Raw genomic sequence first — 16,502 nt, forward strand, 5'->3', positions numbered from 1 at the left:
TCCGCCTGAAGAATTCGGCCGGAAGCTACGATCTGCGCGTGCCGAGCCACCTGCCCGACCTCGCCGGAACGGTGACCTGCGTGACCGGCGCGTCCGGGACCATCGGCCGCGGGATCGCCCGGCGCTTCGCCGAGGCCGGCAGCGCCGTAGCCGTGCACCACCGCCGTCCCGGTGCGGCCGACGACGTCGTCGCGGCGATCGAAGCCGCGGGCGGCTGTGCCCGCTCCTTCACCGCCGAACTCACCGACGACGACGCCTGCCACGCGCTCCTGGCCGCCGTCGCGGACTGGGGCGGCCGGCTCGACGCGCTCGTCAACAACGCCGGTGCCCAGCCCGTCGAAGCCCTCGCGGACCTGACCGCGCGGCAGTGGCGGGCCATGCTCGACGCGACCCTGACCAGCGCGTTCTCCTGCACCCAAGCCGCCGCACGGCTGCTGCACGACGGCGGCAGCGTCACGCACGTCGCTTCGATCGAGGCCCGGCAACCCGCGCCCGGGCACGTCCACTACAGCTCGGCCAAGGCCGCGCTCGTCATGCACGCCCGCGGCGCCGCGCTCGAATACGGCCCGCGCGGGATCCGCGTCAACACCGTGTCCCCCGGGCTGATCGCGCGCGACGGGCTCGAGCGGGACTGGCCCGAAGGCGTCGAACGGTGGCACCGCGCCGCGCCGCTGGGCCGGCTCGGCACCCCCGAAGACGTCGGCAAAGCGTGCGTCTTCCTGGCGTCCCCGCTGGCTTCCTGGATCACCGGGCACGACCTCGTCGTCGACGGCGGGGTCACCGCCCGGCCGACCTGGTAATCTGGAACACGTTCTAGTTCCTGGGGGCGCGATGACCTTCCCGATCGTCGACGGCGTGCCGCCCGGGCGCGCGCTGCTGGGGTCCCGGATCCGCGAGCTGATCGAAGCTTCCGTGTGCGCGGGCGACGAAGCCGACCTGGCCGCCGCCGCGAGCCGGGTCGAAGCCGTCACGGCCGCGCTGCGGGAGGGCGGCGGCGCACCGCCGTTGCTGCTCGCCGCGCTCGAGGGCGGCGGCCACCTGAGCGTCAACAACCCGCTGGAAGGGCCCGGGAACCCGTTGGCGCCCCCGCTGTCGTGGACGCATGTGGGTCCGGACAGGGTCCGCGCGGAGGTCCTGCTCGGCGCGGCGCACGAAGGACCACCCGGCCGGGTCCACGGCGGCTGGGTGGCGGCGATCCTGGACCACGTGCTGGGCCGCGCCACCGCCGCGGCCGGCTTCCCCGGGATGACGGCGTCGCTGACCGTCGACTACCTCCGCGGCACGCCGTACGCGGTGCCGCTCAGCGTCGAAGGGCGGCTCGAGCGCCGGGACGGGCGGAAGCTGCACGCCACCGGCACCCTCCGCGCGGGCGAAGAGATCTGCGCGACGGCCACGGCGATCCTCGTCCACTTCAGCGCCGACCGCTTCCCGGTGTCCACTTCGGACTAGGGCACGACCGACGTGTGCCGGGGCGCTTCCGAGCTGGACGACGCCATCAGCACCGCGCAGATCGGCACCGCCATCGCCAGCGCCGCCAGCACGAACACCGGGAACAGGAACGAGAACACCTCCGCGCCCGACGGGTCCGGTGCCCCGGCGTCGAGGTGCAGCCGGACCGCCGCCATGCCCGTGTAGTGCATGCCCGTCACCGCCGCCGCCATCACCAGGCCCGCCGCCAGGCGCGGCAGGAGCTTGTCCAGCCCGACCGTGAACCACAGCGCCGCCGTCGCCGCCACCACGGCGATCACCACCGACAGCACCACCAGCGTCGGGTCGTAGCCGATCGTGCCCTTGATCTGCACCGCCCACATCCCCGTGTAGTGCATGACGTTCACGGCGAGCCCGGTCAGCAGGCCGCCGAGCAGGAGCCGCCGCCAGGCGAACCGGTTGCGGACGCCGAACACCAGCAGGCCGCAGAACACCGCCGCCACCGACAGGACCGCCGACAGCGCCGTGCGCAGGATGTCGTAGCGCACCGGCAGGCCCGGCGTCGAGAACCCGAGCATCGCGATGAAGTGCATGACCCAGATGCCGACGCCGCCGATCGACAGCGCGGCGAGCCCGAGCCAGGTCAGCCGGGTGCGCGCGTTGTCCGTCGTGCGCGCCTGCAGCGTGCACGCGAGCCCGAGGGCGCAGCCCACCACCGAGGTGAGGTACGCGAGCACGACGAGCCAGTGGCCCATCGCGAAGTCGTCGTGGTCCATGTGCATTTCCGGGCTCCTGTCAGGCTTGCCGCTGCCGCGGCGCGTGCAACGCGGCCAACGCGTACTCGGCCGCGGCGATGAGGGTCTGCTTCGTCGACTCCGGCGAGCGCGCGTCGCAGGTGATGACTTGGACCTCCGCCGGGACCTTGAGCGCTTCGCGCACCTGCTCCGGCGGGTGCTGGCGGGTGTCCTGGAACTGGTTGACGGCGATCAGGAACGGCAGCCCGCGCGACTCGAAGAAGTCGATCGAGGCGAAGCTGTCCGCCAGCCGGCGCGTGTCGACCAGGACGATCGCCGCCACCGCGCCGCAGACGAGGTCGTCCCACATGAACCAGAACCGGTGCTGCCCCGGCGTGCCGAACACGTAGAGGATCAGGTCGTCGGCCAGCGTGAGCCGGCCGAAGTCCATCGCCACCGTCGTGGCGAACTTCCCCGGCACCGCTTCGGTCCGGTCGACCCCGATGGCGGCGGCCGTCATCACGGCTTCGGTGCGCAGCGGGTCGATCTCGGAGACGGCGCCGACGAACGTCGTCTTGCCGGCCCCGAACCCGCCGGCCACGACGATCTTGGCCGAGGTGATCCGCTTGTCAGAGTGCGCGTAGTCCACTGAGGACCCTTTCGAGCAGGTCGTTGCGTTCGTCGAAGGAGGCGTCCGCGGTGAGCGTGTCGCGGATGGACACCTGGCCGGCGACCAGCAGGTCGCCGATGAGCACCCGGGCCACGCCCAGCGGCACGCCCAGGTGCAGGGCGACCTCCGCCACCGAGCGCTGGTTCAGGCACAGCTGCGTCACCGCGGCCAGCGGGTTGGTCGGGCTGAAGGGCGCCGCGCGTCCCTCGGCCGTCGTCTCGACGAGGGCTTCCACCGCCAGGTCGACCGTCGGCCGGGTGCGCCCGGCGGTCCACGCGTACGGCCGGGCCAGCGATGCCGCGTGCCGCCCGCCTTCGCGCCGCCGGCCTTGGGTCACCGGCTCGCCCCGGGTGCGGCCGTGGGGCGCGCGGGCGTCTCGACCATCTTCCCGACCCGGTCGACCAGCAGCGTCATCTCGTAGCCGACCAGGCCGATGTCGCACCCCGGGTTGGCCAGGACCACCAGGTTCGAGCCGTCGCCGACGTTCATCAGCAGCAGGAAGCCCTGCTCCATCTCGATGACCGACTGCACGACCCGCCCGGCGGTGAACAGATCGGCGGTGCCGAGCGCGAGGCTCGCGAGACCGGACGCGATCGCGGAGAGCTGGTCCGCCCGGTCGCGCGGCATCGAGTCGTTCGCCGCCACGAGCAGGCCGTCCGCCGACACGAGCGCGGCGTGCGCGACGCCGGGCACCTCCTGCGTGAACGCCGACACCAGCCAGTTCCGGGACTGGTCGACCACTTCCGCTCCTCCCTGCCGGGTGCTCATGCTCATCACTGGCCCTTCGGGTCGGTCGCGACCCGGTGGCGGGCCGCGCGCATACCGCTGTAGTGCCGGGAAAGGTTGCTCCGCACCGCGGCCGGGTCCCGGAACGACGGGTCGGCCTCCCGCGGCTTGCGCGGGGTGACCGAGCCGGGGGCGAGCTGGGCGCCGGGCTGCCGCGTCGGCAGGCCCGAGTCGGTGAGCTCGAGGTCGTCCAGCGTGCCGACCGCGGCCTCGGCGGCCTGCCGGACGTCGTCGGCGGGGGTCGCCCACTCGCCGGTGCGCGCCGGTTGCGCGGGCGGGTCGGCGAACCAGTGCGACAGCATCTGGTCGAAGATCGGCGTCGGCATCGGCACGGGCTCCGCGACGGCCGGGGGTTCCTCGGCGGGCCACCGGGGTTCCGGCTCGTGCCGGGCGCCGCCGTTGAGCGACGCGGGCAGCCCGGGCCGCGGCGGCAGGTCGACCAGGATCAGCACCCCGGGGACGTGCACGCTGGCGGTGATGCCGGCGCTCGCGGTCCGCGTGGTCGTCGGCCGCAGCCGCACGGTGATCCCGTGCGAGGCGGCGAGCCTGCTGACGACGAACAGGCCCATCCGGCGGGTGGTCTCCGGGCTCACCGACGCGCCGGCGGCGAGCCGGGCGTTCGCCGCTTCGAGGTCCTCGCGGGTCATGCCGAGCCCGGTGTCGACGACCTCGATCAGCACGCCGCCGTCGAAGCCGCGGTCGGCGGTGAGCACGACCTGCTCGTCCGGCGGCGACGACCGGATCGCGTTCTCCAGCAGCTCGGCGAGGATGTGCACGACATCGGCCGCGGCCTCGGACTGCACCGACCCGCGGGGCGCGTTGCCGAGCGTCACGCGCTGGTAGTCCTTGACCTCCGACGTCGCCGCGCGCAGCAGCTCGACCGTCGCGACCGGCCCGACCTCGCGGCGCACCGGCCGCCCGCCCGCGAGGACCTGCAGGTTCTCGCCGTTGCGCCGCAGCCGGGTGGCGATGTGGTCGATCTGGAAGAGCTCGGCCAGCCGCTGCGGGTCCTGCTCGTCGGCTTCGAGGTCCTCGATCACCGACAGCTGCAGCTCGACGAGCGACTGGCTCCGCCGCGACAGCGTCATGAACATCTCACTGACCTGGATCCGCATCTCGGCCTGCTCGCCGACGGCCAGCCGCACCGCCTGCCGGTGCATGTCGTCGAAGGCGCGGGCCAGCTCGCCGACCTCCTCTTCGGACTCGACGGGCAGCCGCTCGGTCGCCTGCCAGTCGACGTCCTCGCCTTCCCGGATCCGCTCGATGGTCGCGGGCAGCCGGCGGCGCGCGGTGTCGACCGCGGCCGCGTGCAGCCGGCGGATCGGGGCGACCACCGAGCGGGCCACGGCGAGCGCGATGGCGAGGGCCCCGAGCAGCGCCGCGATCACGAGCGCGGCGTCGCGCAGCGCGTCGGACCGGATGAGGTTGGTCCGGGCGCCGACCGCGTCCGCGAGGGTCGTCACCTGGTCGTCCAGGATGCTCCCGAGCGCCGCGCGCTTGGCCGCGGGCCCGCCGGCGCCGGGGATGGTCGCGGCGGCGAACCGCGCCGCCACCGCACCGGACGGCAGCGCGCGGCGGATCTGCCCGGTGAGCACCGCCTCTTCGGCGACGGCGGCCGCGAGCGAGTCCGCGGATCTTCCGTCCGGCACCTCCTGGCCGGCCAGGGACGTCCTCAGCTGCGTCAATGCTTTCGTGATATCGGCGGGCCGGTCGAGATCGACATTCCCGGCTTGGGCGACGATACCGGGGATCACCTCGCTCAAGCCGACGACGAAGTCGTGGTAGGCGGCGGCTTTCCCCCCGGCCAGCCCTTCCTGCTGCCGCAGGCCGGCCAATTTCGCCAATTGATCTTCCAGTGTGCGGGAAAGCTCCGGGCCGAGCTGCGCGAATTCGGCGTCGTGCCGGATCGAGGCGGTTTTCGCGTCGACGGCGGCGGTCTGCGCGGCCGCGCCGTCGTGGATCAGCTCGTCGTCGACGAGGCCGGCGAGCTCGGCGATCCCTTGCACGACCGGCATTTGGTCGCGCACGGCGCTGAGCGCGCCGGCCTGGGCCAGCTCGGTCTGGATGCGGCCGCCCGCCAGCAGCAAGGCGACCAGGACGGGCAGCAACAACACGACGGAGATCTTGGTGCGCAGCCGCCAGGTGCCGGGATTCCACGACGGGGTGGAACGACGGCGAAGCGGTTCGTCTTCTTTCATCGGTGGCGTGGCTCGATTCGTACCGGTGGCCGAGAACGATTTCCGGGATCTTTTTTCACGGAATTCAGACCGGAGACATAACTCCGCGGGCGACGGTGCTGTCAAGGAACCGCGGCCGTTTCCCCCGTACGCATCAGCTACGCAGGGTAATGGTCGGCGACGCCGCTTTTCGCCTTCGCGAAGTGCGTGAATTTCCGTCCGCGGGAAGGCGGGATCGGGCCGGGCCGACCCCCAGCCGGCCCGCGCCACTCGCCGTGAAATCCGGCGGGAGGTGAGCAAGACGGTGCCAGCGGCTCGTGAGCAGCGTCAACAGCCGTGCGGACCTTTCACGCCTGGGTGAAACGTCACTCGGCGTCACCGCGGCTATCCTCGGCCGGGAAAGGGGGTGCGGGCATGCTGGAGATCCACTTCACGGACGCGGACCTGGCGAAGGTGACCATCGCCGAGGACGCCGATCCGATGTGGGAGCTGCTGATGAGCAGCTACCGGATCCGCCGGCCCGAGGGCGAGCCGTTCTTCGGCCGGTGGCGCAAGGGGTCGCGCACCGCCGCCCCCGAGTCCGGCCGGCTGCTGATGTCGGCCGTCCCGCCGTACGGGTACTGCCCGGACTTCCTCACCCCGGCCGGGCTGGCCACGATCGGTGACGGCGTCTCCGCGCTGCTCGAGACGCCGGGAAAGGTGCTGGCCGCGGACGTCGCCGAGCTGGCCTCGCAGGGCACGCGCGTCACGCCGTGGCTGCGCCGGCTGGCCGGCGGCGAGACCCGCGAGCTGCACCGGCTCGGCACCGCGCTGCAGGACTACTACCGCCAGTGCCTGGCCCCGGACTGGGCGACGGTCCGCCACGTCGTCGCCCGCGACCGCGACCGGCTGCGGGCGAACCTGGACCGCGGCGGGCCGCAGCTGCTGCTCTCGACGCTGCACCCGGACGTCACGTGGACGCCGCCGGTGCTGCGGGTGCGCTTCCCGATCGCGCAGGAGCTGCACCTCGACGGCCGCGGCCTGCGCCTGATCCCGACGTTCTTCGCGCACGGCATGCCGACGACGTACAAGGACCCGGGCCTGCCGCCGGTGCTGGTCTACTCGATCGGCCACCCGCGCTTCGACAGCGACGCCGAGCCCGGGCCGTCCCTGGTGGCGCTGCTCGGCCAGACGCGGGCGCGGGTGCTGGTGACGGTGGCGACCACCCGGTGCAACACGAGCGAGCTGGCGTCGATGACGGGCGTGTCGCTCGCGACGGCCAGCCAGCACGCGTCGGTGCTGCGGGCCGGCGGGCTGATCACCAGCGCGCGGTCGGGGAAGTCGCAGATCCACGAGATCACCCCGCTGGGCCTGGGCGTCATCCGCGCCGGCTGATCGGGTGTTGCCCCGGCGCGCGGGCGTCGTGTTAGCCTGTCGCCGTGCAGCGCCTCATGACGTCCTCGCGACTCGTAACCCGGCGCGCCGGCTGAACCCAGGTCGCCGGCGCGCAGCGTCGTCGATCGCTCTTCTCGGGACCTGGCCCCGATCTCATTCCTTCTTCGTTCGGGAGATCCGCCATGTCCACGTCGTTCGCCATTCCCGCGACCCGCTCGGCGATGCTGCTGCGCCGCCGCATCGCCACGTACTTCGTCGGCGGCGCCGACGAGATCCCGGCGCTGGTCACCGCCCTGGGCGGCCACCTGGTCCACGAGCTGTCCGTCGACATCAAGGACGGCGTCCGCGAGAGCAGCATGGTCTGCGCGGTCCTGCTGGCCGCGGAGGAGACCGAGCCCCTGCTCGACCGGCTGCGCGGGCTGGCGTCGGTCGTCTCGGCGGAGCTCGCCTAACTGCGCACCAGGGTGCGGGGGCGCATGGCGTTCGCGACCATCGCCATCCCGCCCTCGGTGAACAGCGACTCCGGGTGGAACTGGACGCCCTCGATCGGCAGCTCGCGGTGCCGGACGCCCATCACCTCGCCCGTCGACGACCACGCCGTCACGACCAGGTCCGCCGGCAGCGACGCCGGGTCCAGCACCAGCGAGTGGTACCGGGCCACCGTCAGCGGGTTCGGCAGCCCGGCGAAGACGCCGCGGCCGTCGTGGGCCAGGGGTGAACACTTGCCGTGCATCGGCTCGGCCGCGTGCACCACCCGGGCGCCGAACGCCGCGCCGATCGCCTGGTGGCCGAGGCACACACCGAGGATCGGCACGCGCCCCGCCAGCGCGCGGACCAGCTCGACCGAGATGCCCGCGTCCGCCGGGGCGCCCGGGCCCGGGGAGATCAGCACCAGCTCCGGGTCGAGGGCGGCCACGTCGGCCACCGACACCTCGTCGTTGCGGTAGACCTGGCACGACGCGCCGAGGTCGCCCAGGTACTGCACCAGGTTGTAGACGAACGAGTCGTAGTTGTCGAGCACGCAGATCACGCCGCCGCCCCTTCCACCGTCACGCCGAGGGCTCGCGCCCCGGACCCGAGCTTCGCCAGGCACTCCGCGTACTCCTCGGCCGGGTCGGAGTCGTGGACGATGCCGCCGCCCGCCTGCAGCCGGATCTCGCCGTCACACCACACCATGCTGCGGATCGTCAGGTACAGGTCCACATGGGACACCCCGAACGAGCCGACCGCGCCCGAGTACAGCCAGCGCCGCGCGGGCTCCAAAGAATCGATGATCTCCATCGCGCGCACCTTCGGCGTCCCGGTCATGGTGCCCGCCGGGAACGTCGCCCGGATCAGCTCCGCCGTCCCGCGCTCCCGGGCGGGCTCGCCCCAGACGTCGGACGTCAGGTGCATGACGTGCGAATACCGCTCCACGGCCATCAGCCGCTCCACCGACACCGTGCCGGGACGGCACACCCGGCCCAGGTCGTTGCGGGCCAGGTCGACCAGCATCCGGTGCTCGGCCAACTCCTTGACCGACGAACGCAGGTCGTCCTCGGCGAGCCGGTCGGCGCGGCCGTCGCGGCCCCGCGGCCGGGTGCCGGCCAGCGGGCGGATCAGCGCCCGGCCACCCGACAGCGTCAGGCACGGTTCCGGCGACGCCCCCACGGCCTCGAACTCCGGCCCGCCGTGCCAGAAGTGGTACGGGGACGGGTTGATCTCGGTCAGTCGGTTGTAGACGGTCAAGCCGTCCACAGTGGCCGGCGCGGTCCAGGGGTTGGACAGCACGAGCTGGAAGACGTCGCCGTCGAGGATGTGCTGCTGGGCGCGCCGCAGGGCGTGGACGTACTCGTCGTAGCCGAACCCGAACGTCCCGGTCCCGACCGCGACGGCACCGAGCGGGGCGACGACGAGCCGGTCGAGCGTCCGGGCGACCTGCTCGGCCGCCTTGCGGGCCGCCGCGGGGGTCGTGCCCCGGCCGATCACCCGCCCGTCGATGACCAGCACCTCGGGCAGGAAGAACTCGTACACCGGCCGCCCGTTCGCCGGGTGCCGGCTGGGCAGCCGCTCGAAGTCGCGCGCGGCGTCGTAGGCCAGGAAGCCGTACCAGGCCGCCTCGGCGTCGGTGGTGTCCGGCGGCAGGTCCAGCCCGGCCAGCAGGTCCACCGCCGCAGTGAGCGGGGCGGGTCCGTCACCGCCGGGGTGCGACAGGACGGCGAGCTCGCCCGCGGCCAGCACCGCGTCCCGGCCGCCCGGCCCGGCGGTGAGCATGACGCGCCCGGCCGGCCGCAGGGCCGCGGCGGCGGCCACCGGGTCCACTGTGGACGCCAGCGGGACGGCGCAGCGGTGCAGCCGCGCGCCCGGGGACAGCGCGGACGTGATCATCGCGCGACCGCCGGCACCCGGAACTGCGTCCGCTCGTGGTCGCCGACGGGCTTGCCCATGGCGTAGCGGAACGCGGCGAGCTGGATCGCCCGCGGCGGGCAGCCTTCGACGAAGATGCCGAGGTCCCGGCTCTCGTACAAGCAGTTGCCGACGAGCAGCACTTCCCCGCGCAACGGCGGGAGCGAGACTTGCGGCCCGGAGATGACCGTCATCTCCCCGTCCCACTCGCACAGTTCCCCGGCCAGCGCCCGCATCGCCCCGGCGACGAACCGGCTGCACGCCGGGCACGCGTTGTCCGCGTAGACGTGGATGCCCTCGCGCGGCACGACGATCTCGACCGGCGCCTTCACCATGTCGAACGCCAGCTCCTCGAGCGGCGTCCCGAGCAGCTGGATGTCGTCGAGGGAAAGGGGTCCCATCCCCCGCGCGTGCGCGTCCCGCAGGTACGCGACGCTGTCCGGGTCGAAGCCGGCCAGGGTCCCGACGGCGACGTCCAGCGCGACGGCGTTGCGGCTCGCCGCCAGGAAGCCGACCTCGCGGGCCTGCCCGTCCATCGGGTAGTTGCCTTCGATCACGGTGGTCCCGTCGCAGACGACCAGGTCCTGCGGGCGCATCAGGTTCAGGTCCACAGTGGACTCGTCGACGCCCGCCATGTGCACGATCCGGGTGGTGTACCCGGGCAGCAGCCCGACCAGGTTCTTCATCGCGTTCGAGTAGACGACGCTCGCGTGCGTGCGCAGCTGCGGGACGCCGATGAAGTAGTCGCAGTCCAGGATCAGCTCGGGGACGGCGATCGGCACCCGCAGCGACGTCGCCCCGGGGATGCCGGTGATGCGCAGCGGCAGGTCGTCGAAGCTGACGACGCGGGCGTACTTCGCGGCCTCGTGGTCGCGCAGGATCTCGTAGATCGCGTGCGTGCGCTCGGCGATCACCGGCCGCGCCCCGCGTTCGGCGACGGCGCGGGCGATCGCGGCCAGCAGCGCCGGCCGCACGTGGAACCCGGGCGCGGTCTGGAAGAGGTTCGGCTTGATCAGCACCTGCGCGCCGGGCGGCAGCGCGGACAGCGGTTCGCCGAGCAGGTCGAGCAGCCGGGCCAGGCCGTCCGGCACGCCGGCGTCACCGCCGACGGCCGTGAGCGCGACCTGTTCAGTCATCAGTGTCCTCCACGGCGATCACGCGCGCGGGCGCGGCTTCGGCGCCGGCGACCTTGGTCGGCAGTGCGATCAGCTGGACGACCTGCTTGGTCAGCTCGTGCATGTTGGTGACGTACTCCAGCAGCGGGATCCCGGCGGCGAGCAGCGCGTGGTGCACCGGGGACTCGGCGTCGCCCGGCCGTTCGGTCAGGCAGTCGAAGCCGATGAGGCACGCGCCGTTGTCGATGGCCCACCGCGCGGCCGACGGCGTCAGGTAGGGCGGGCGGTCCCAGTAGTCGGAGCGGCCCCAGTTGTGCCGCAGCCAGTCGGTGCGGATGAGCAGCCGGTCGCCGGGCCGCCACACCGGCCGCAGCGCCTTCTCCAGGTCTTCGCCGGTCACCTCGTCCAGCTCGCCCTTGTGCGACAGGTCGGCGACGCAGGCGCGGCCGATCAACGTCTGCAGCGGGACCTCGTCGATGCCTTCGGTGCCGGGGTAGAAGTGCAGCTTGTACTCCATGTGCGTCCCGTTGTGCGGGAACACGTGCAGGTACGAGAAGGTGCGCTTGGTGCCGTACGGGTCGGTCTCCGGCGTCATCGAGCGTTCGCTGACGAACTTCGGGAACCAGTCGGCGGGGTAGGACGGCATTCCGTCGTAGAAGCCGTGGGTGAGGTCGACGAGTCGGGGCACCGGGGTTCTCCTTGCTCAGCAGGTGAAGAGGCAGGTGTTGCGGACGTCGGGGTTGTTGATCATCGTGATGACGGTGGTGCCGCCGGGCGGGATCGCGCGCACGCCGCCGCCGGAGAGCCCGGCCGGCGTCATGAACGCCGCCCACAGCGCGTACCACTCGGAGCGCTCGCCGGTGTCGGGGTCGATCACCGTCTCCAGGTTGGGCCGCACGATCTCCTGGACGAGCGAGCCGGTCCGCGAACCGGCTTCGAGCGTCTCCCGCCAGGTCGCCGCGTCGACCTCGGGGCCGATGACGACGCCCTGGCCGCCGTAGAGGCCGGTCGGCTTGAACACCAGCTGGTCCTGACGCTCGATGCACTCGTCGATGCGGCCGGCGTCCGGGCCGGCGCCGGGGCGGCCGAGCATCCGGCACCACGGGAGCACGCGCTCGATCGCCGCCCGCTCGGCCGGCTCGAAGGTGTCGGCGAACTCGGACAGCATCGCCAGGGTTCCCTTGTTGCTGAACACGTTCGTCGGCGTCCAGACGACGACCCGGCCGGTTTCGTGGGCGCGGAAGACGGGTTCCAGCAGCGCGTCGCAGTCGGGGTGCTCCAGCATTTCCTCGAGGCCGTAGTAGCGCAGGATGACGTCGACGCCCGCGCCTTCGAGGTACGGCTTGCCGGACCGGAACTCCAGGTCGCCGATCTCCCCGACGCGGCAGACGACGTCGTTTTCCTCGAGCAGTTCGGCGATCGCCCGCCGCTGGTGGCCGTACGTCGTCATCCCGCCGGGGCCTTCGAGGATCGCCACCACCGGCTCGCCCGCCCCGATCGTCTTGCCCGCGTTGCGCAGCGCCTCGGCGAGGTCGGAGCCCATGTCGAGGAACCCGAGCCCGTGCTCGGCGGCGAACTCGGCGACCGCCGGGACCCGCAGGTACGCCTTGGGCAGCGTGCCCACCATGTCCAGCCCGCCGAGCGCGCTGCCGATGTTGTACTCCAGCAGCTTGAACGCCGTGCCGTCGTAGTAGACGTCGGCGCGGCCGTACAGCGGCGGCGGTTCCTCGCCGAGCAGCCGGGTCATCAGCGCGGCGTGCCGGTCGTCGATGCCGAGCGACCGGCGGAACCGGTCGAAGTCGCCGTCGAACAGGCGCCGCGGCAGGCTGCCGACGAGCTCGTAGACCGTGACGAGGTCGCGGCCGAACGCCCGGTACTCCGCCTCGTCGACCACGATCGGCCGCGGCAGCAGCCGGGGCCAGGACCGGCGCTTGGTCTCCGACAGCTCGAGGCTCTCCCGCGCGTGGCGCAGCGGGTTGTCCGCCTCCTCGCACCCGGCGAGGTAGGCCTTGGTGATCCGCTCGGACCGTGCCGACATGGTTACCTTCCCAGGGGGTTCAGGCGGAGACCGCGACGCGCGTCTCGCGCCGGGCCAGGATCGCCCGGTACTGCAGGATGATCACGACGCCAAAGGCCAGGTAGATCCCGGCCATCCCGGCCATGCTCACCACCGCGCTCAGGCTGATCAGGATCGAGTTGACGATCTGGCCGAACCGGATGTGCAGGTAGTACGCGGCCAGGTACCGCGGTCGCCCGTCGTCCGGGGCCAGCTCGGCGAGCAGCGCCTGCTGCACCGGCAGGTTCATCAGCTCCCCGACGGTCAGCACGACGACGGCCACGAGCAGCAGCCACGCGTCGTCGGTGACGGCCAGCACCGCGAACCCGCCCGCGTACAACGTGATGCCCGCGTACAGGCGCGCGCGGTCCGGCATCCGCTTCAGCAGCGTGTTGACCACCAGGGCGAACGCGACGACCAGGATCGTGTTGACCGCCTTGAGCACGCCGAGCATCTCCACGCCGGTCACCGCGCCGAACGGGAACACCGGCTGTGTCGGGAAGTCCGTCGACAGCCGGATGCCGATCGCGGTGCTCAGCTGCCCTTCGAGGGTCAGGATCAGCGTGGCGGCGATGATCAGCCGGCGGAACGTCGAGTCGGCGAGCACGACCTTGTAGCCCTGGGCGAACTGCGCGAGCCCGGTGAGCTTGGTGGGTGGCCGGGGAATCTCCGGCCTGGTCTCGGCCACCATCGTCACGGTGATCGTGAGGGCGAAGGCCATGCCGATGGCGCCACCGAGGATCACCGCGCCGAAGTGGGCGCTGTACAGGAACGCGCCGAGCAGCGCGCCGGTGCCGAGGGCGACGTTGATCACCCAGTAGTTGACCGTGTAGACGAACTTGCGCTCGGCCGGCGGCGTGACGTCGATGATCGTCGCGTCGTTGGCGGGCAGCGCGAGGTTCGTCCCGAACTTCACGACGGCGTAGGAGAAGTAGACCGCGAGCGCGCCCCACTCCGAGTAGTAGGCGACGGCCATCACCGCGAGGAAGCCGGTGCCGACCAGGTCGCCGATGACGAGCACCGGACGCCGGCCCCAGCGTTCGGACAGGTGCCCGCCCACCAGCATGCCGACCACCGCGAACGCGGCGAACACCAGGATCAGCGCGCCGGCGACCGCGACGCCGACGTGCGCCGCGAGGTAGATCGCGATGAAGGTGAGGATCATCGCGTCGATCAGCTTGTGCACGAACGCGAGGCCGATCCGGACCCGGACGTTGCGGTGCAGGGCGAAGTAGCTCCTCATCGGATCTCCACCTCGATCAGGGAACGGACGTGGTCCGCGCGGGCTTGGGCCTGTTCCGCGTCTTCGGAACCGGTGAGGATCACGAAACCGTGCCGGGTCTTGGAGCTGACGGTCTCCGGCAGGACGTCTCCGGGAACGAACGGGAAGCTCAGGGTGTCCACATAGTCCAGTGCTCGCGCCTTTTCGAGACCCGTGACCGACCGCAGAACTCCGGTGGGGAAGGAGAAGTACGCGATGTGCCCGACCGAGCCGGCCGGTTCCGGCAACGACGTCCGCCCGGCAAGCGCGGCGAACATCGCGCGCTTGACGTCGAACCCGCGCGCGTGCCGGATGATGTCCGGGATCTTGTCCCCGCCCAGCCGGGCCTGCGACTCCACGATCCGCGGGCCGTCGGCGGTCAGGATGACCTCGGTGTGCGCCGGGCCGCACTGGTAGCCGACGGCGTCGAGCAGCTCGACCGCGAGCGCGGCGACCGCCCGCGTCTCCGCCGTCTCCGGCTCGCCGAAGAGGTGGCCGCGCTCGACGAAGTGCGGCAGCGGGCCGAGGAGCTTGCGCGTCACGCCGATGACGTGGTGCTCGCCGCGCACGGTCATCGTCTCGACGCTGAACTCGGGGCCGCGCAGGTATTCTTCGACCAGCAACGGCCCGGAGTAAGCCAGCGCCGCCAGCTCGTCGCCCCAGGCGGGCAGCTCGGCGGGGTCGGTGAGCAGCCGTGTCCCGCGGCTGGCCGACAGCGCGGCGGGCTTCACCACGACGGGCAGCGTGAAGCCGGCCAGCAGCGGTTCGACGTCCTGCCAGCGGTCCGCGGTGGCGAACCGGACCGTCGAGATGCCCTTGTCGCGCAAGAGGGTCCGCATGGCGAGCTTGTCGTTGAGCAGGAACACCGAGCGCGGCGAGTTGACCGCCGCGCCCAGCTCGTCGGCGACCTCGTGGGCGAGCTGCATGCTCTCCTCACTGCCGACGTGCCAGACGTGGCCGGCGCCGGTGTCCCGCACGGCCGCGCGGATCGCTTCGGCGTAGGCGGCCCGGTCGGTGAAGTCGACCAGCCACAGGCTTTCGGCGAGGCTCTCGACCTCCTTCAGGTACGCGGGCGCGTCCGCGCCGAACAGCCGCGTGGCCTCGGCCGGGTCCCAGATCGCCGTGATCCGGAAGCCCTCCGTCCGCGCCTTGCCGAGGTATGCCTTGTAGGGCATCACCATCACGAGGTTCGGCATGTCTTCTCTTCCTCCGTCCGGCCGGGGTCCAGCCTCGCCGACGCGGCCATCAGCGGACCATCGGCGGCGCATCGGCCCGGGTTCCGACCACGATCTGCTGGGCGGCGGCCTCGGCGATCCGGCCCGCCAGGTAGGCGTCGGCGGCCGTCGCGAGGACGTGGCCGACGCGGTCTTCGTTGACCCGCAACGGGTCGACCCGCCCGCCGGGCCCGACCGACACCCCGGCTTCGCGGACCCCGGGCACCGCGGCCGCGATGTCCAGGCCGGTCACGGCGGTCACGATCCCGGGGTCGGCGGTGAGGTACCGGATGGCGGCGCCGCGCGCCGGCTCGGTCACGACGTCGCCGGCGGGCTCGCCGAGGTACTGGCGGATCAGCAGCTCCATCGTGCACCACCCGAAACTGGCGTCCATCAGCTCGGTGATCCGGTCGCCCGCCGGCCGCGGGTTGATCTCGATCAGCTTCGGGCCGTCCCCGGTGTACTTGAGCTCGACGTGCGCGATGCCCAGGTCGAAGCCGACGGCCTCGGTGGCGGCCACCGCGGCCGACTCCAGCTCGCGCCGGACGTCGCCGGGCAGCGCCGTCGGGAAGCTGTGCCCGAGCTCGACGAACCGGTTGCGGCCGCCGAGGACCTTGTCGGTGACGCCGAGCACGCGGACCGCGCCCGCCTCGGCCAGCACCTCGACACTGACCTCGAACCCGACGAGGCACTCTTCGACGAGCACCTCGGGCGAGCGGGCCTGGCCGCGGCGGTTGGTCGTCGCGGAGCGGATCGCCGTGAACGTCCCGGTGACTTCGTCGAGCGTCGTGCAGCGGACGACGTGCGCGCCGCTGGTCTCGTCGACCGCCTTCACCACGCACGGCAGCCCGATCTCGCCGGCCGCCCGTACGGCCTGCTCGGCCGTGGTGACGACGCGGAACTCCGGCACGGGCACCCCGCGTTCGGCCCAGCGACGTCGTTGCGCGGCCTTGTCGCGGGCGATCCGGACGGCGGCCGGGTCGGGGCCGGGCAGGCCGAGCTGGCGGGCCGCTTCGGCGGCCTGGATCACCTCGTACTCGGCCACCGAAAGCAGCGCGTCGAGCGGCTTGGCGGCGTCGACGGCCTTGACCGCCTCCAGCAGCGGTTCCAGCTCGTGGGTCGGGCAGGACACGAACTCGTCGACGCACGTTTCGAGCACCTCGGTGCCGCCCGGCGTCGCGTGGTAGCGGTCCAGCCCGCAGCTGAAGAAGGTGACGTGCAGGCCCAGCCCGCGCGCCGCCCGCAGGGCGTCGAAGCCGGATCCGGACCGGTTCGACTCGACGAACCCGATGCGTCTCATGT

At 72.5% G+C, this 16,502-nt stretch carries 17 protein-coding genes; 4 read left to right on the top strand and 13 right to left on the bottom strand.

Annotated elements, in window-relative coordinates; genetic code table 11:
- Nucleotides 1–50: 50 nt before the first annotated feature.
- The gene (locus ACZ7OH_RS01135; RefSeq protein WP_470279556.1) at nt 51–800 is read left to right on the top strand and encodes an SDR family NAD(P)-dependent oxidoreductase; all 750 of its coding nucleotides are present in this window, start codon (nt 51–53) and stop codon (nt 798–800) included.
- 31 nt (nt 801–831) lie between these two features.
- Nucleotides 832–1,449 carry a PaaI family thioesterase gene (locus tag ACZ7OH_RS01140; protein WP_470279015.1) on the top strand — a complete coding sequence of 206 codons (618 nt, stop codon included), beginning with the start codon at nt 832–834 and terminating at the stop codon, nt 1,447–1,449.
- Here the strand turns inward: ACZ7OH_RS01140 and ACZ7OH_RS01145 are convergent.
- The 5 genes from ACZ7OH_RS01145 to ACZ7OH_RS01165 are packed head-to-tail and all read right to left on the bottom strand — an operon-like array spanning nt 1,446 to nt 5,816.
- Nucleotides 1,446–2,204, bottom strand: a complete 759-nt coding sequence (locus ACZ7OH_RS01145; protein ID WP_400897402.1) for an MHYT domain-containing protein — start codon at nt 2,202–2,204, stop codon at nt 1,446–1,448. The genes ACZ7OH_RS01140 and ACZ7OH_RS01145 overlap by 4 nt on opposite strands.
- A 19-nt stretch (nt 2,205–2,223) precedes the next feature.
- Entirely contained in the window at nt 2,224–2,811 is a 588-nt protein-coding gene (locus ACZ7OH_RS01150) for a GTP-binding protein (RefSeq protein WP_400893556.1), read from the bottom strand.
- Complete coding sequence (locus tag ACZ7OH_RS01155; protein WP_400893558.1) at nt 2,792–3,169, bottom strand: DUF742 domain-containing protein; 378 nt, start codon at nt 3,167–3,169, stop codon at nt 2,792–2,794. Before ACZ7OH_RS01155 ends, ACZ7OH_RS01150 begins: the two co-directional genes overlap by 20 nt.
- Nucleotides 3,166–3,600: a roadblock/LC7 domain-containing protein gene (locus ACZ7OH_RS01160; protein ID WP_400897404.1), complete on the bottom strand. Its 435-nt coding sequence runs from the start codon at nt 3,598–3,600 to the stop codon at nt 3,166–3,168. The genes ACZ7OH_RS01155 and ACZ7OH_RS01160 overlap by 4 nt, the downstream gene beginning before the upstream one ends.
- A 5-nt stretch (nt 3,601–3,605) precedes the next feature.
- Nucleotides 3,606–5,816, bottom strand: coding sequence for a HAMP domain-containing sensor histidine kinase (locus tag ACZ7OH_RS01165; protein WP_470279016.1), 2,211 nt, complete (start codon nt 5,814–5,816; stop codon nt 3,606–3,608).
- Nucleotides 5,817–6,209: 393 nt separating this feature from the next.
- Between ACZ7OH_RS01165 and ACZ7OH_RS01170 the strand changes: the two genes are divergently transcribed.
- Both ACZ7OH_RS01170 and ACZ7OH_RS01175 read left to right on the top strand, forming a co-directional pair.
- Nucleotides 6,210–7,169: an ArsR/SmtB family transcription factor gene (locus ACZ7OH_RS01170; RefSeq protein ID WP_470279017.1), complete on the top strand. Its 960-nt coding sequence runs from the start codon at nt 6,210–6,212 to the stop codon at nt 7,167–7,169.
- Nucleotides 7,170–7,351: 182 nt separating this feature from the next.
- Nucleotides 7,352–7,621, top strand: coding sequence for a hypothetical protein (locus ACZ7OH_RS01175; protein ID WP_400893564.1), 270 nt, complete (start codon nt 7,352–7,354; stop codon nt 7,619–7,621).
- Here ACZ7OH_RS01175 and ACZ7OH_RS01180 read toward each other — a convergent pair.
- The 8 genes from ACZ7OH_RS01180 to ACZ7OH_RS01215 are packed head-to-tail and all read right to left on the bottom strand — an operon-like array spanning nt 7,618 to nt 16,500.
- On the bottom strand, nt 7,618–8,199 hold the full coding sequence (locus ACZ7OH_RS01180) for an anthranilate synthase component II (RefSeq protein WP_470279018.1): 582 nt from the start codon (nt 8,197–8,199) through the stop codon (nt 7,618–7,620). The two genes, ACZ7OH_RS01175 and ACZ7OH_RS01180, sit on opposite strands and share 4 nt — an antisense overlap.
- Complete coding sequence (locus ACZ7OH_RS01185) at nt 8,196–9,536, bottom strand: anthranilate synthase component I family protein (protein WP_470279019.1); 1,341 nt, start codon at nt 9,534–9,536, stop codon at nt 8,196–8,198. The genes ACZ7OH_RS01180 and ACZ7OH_RS01185 overlap by 4 nt, the downstream gene beginning before the upstream one ends.
- Nucleotides 9,533–10,690, bottom strand: a complete 1,158-nt coding sequence (locus ACZ7OH_RS01190) for a DUF362 domain-containing protein (protein WP_470279020.1) — start codon at nt 10,688–10,690, stop codon at nt 9,533–9,535. The genes ACZ7OH_RS01185 and ACZ7OH_RS01190 overlap by 4 nt, the downstream gene beginning before the upstream one ends.
- Nucleotides 10,683–11,357 carry a cyclase family protein gene (locus ACZ7OH_RS01195; RefSeq protein ID WP_470279021.1) on the bottom strand — a complete coding sequence of 225 codons (675 nt, stop codon included), beginning with the start codon at nt 11,355–11,357 and terminating at the stop codon, nt 10,683–10,685. The genes ACZ7OH_RS01190 and ACZ7OH_RS01195 overlap by 8 nt, the downstream gene beginning before the upstream one ends.
- A 15-nt stretch (nt 11,358–11,372) precedes the next feature.
- Nucleotides 11,373–12,707, bottom strand: a complete 1,335-nt coding sequence (locus ACZ7OH_RS01200; protein ID WP_470279022.1) for a hypothetical protein — start codon at nt 12,705–12,707, stop codon at nt 11,373–11,375.
- 19 nt (nt 12,708–12,726) lie between these two features.
- Nucleotides 12,727–13,968: an MFS transporter gene (locus tag ACZ7OH_RS01205; RefSeq protein WP_470279023.1), complete on the bottom strand. Its 1,242-nt coding sequence runs from the start codon at nt 13,966–13,968 to the stop codon at nt 12,727–12,729.
- Complete coding sequence (locus ACZ7OH_RS01210; protein WP_470279024.1) at nt 13,965–15,182, bottom strand: ATP-grasp domain-containing protein; 1,218 nt, start codon at nt 15,180–15,182, stop codon at nt 13,965–13,967. The genes ACZ7OH_RS01205 and ACZ7OH_RS01210 overlap by 4 nt, the downstream gene beginning before the upstream one ends.
- A 49-nt stretch (nt 15,183–15,231) precedes the next feature.
- Nucleotides 15,232–16,500 (bottom strand): ATP-grasp domain-containing protein, encoded by a 1,269-nt coding sequence (locus tag ACZ7OH_RS01215; protein WP_470279025.1) that lies wholly within the window; start codon nt 16,498–16,500, stop codon nt 15,232–15,234.
- Nucleotides 16,501–16,502: the final 2 nt, after the last annotated feature.

The organism is Amycolatopsis sp. NPDC114478 (assembly GCF_055633805.1).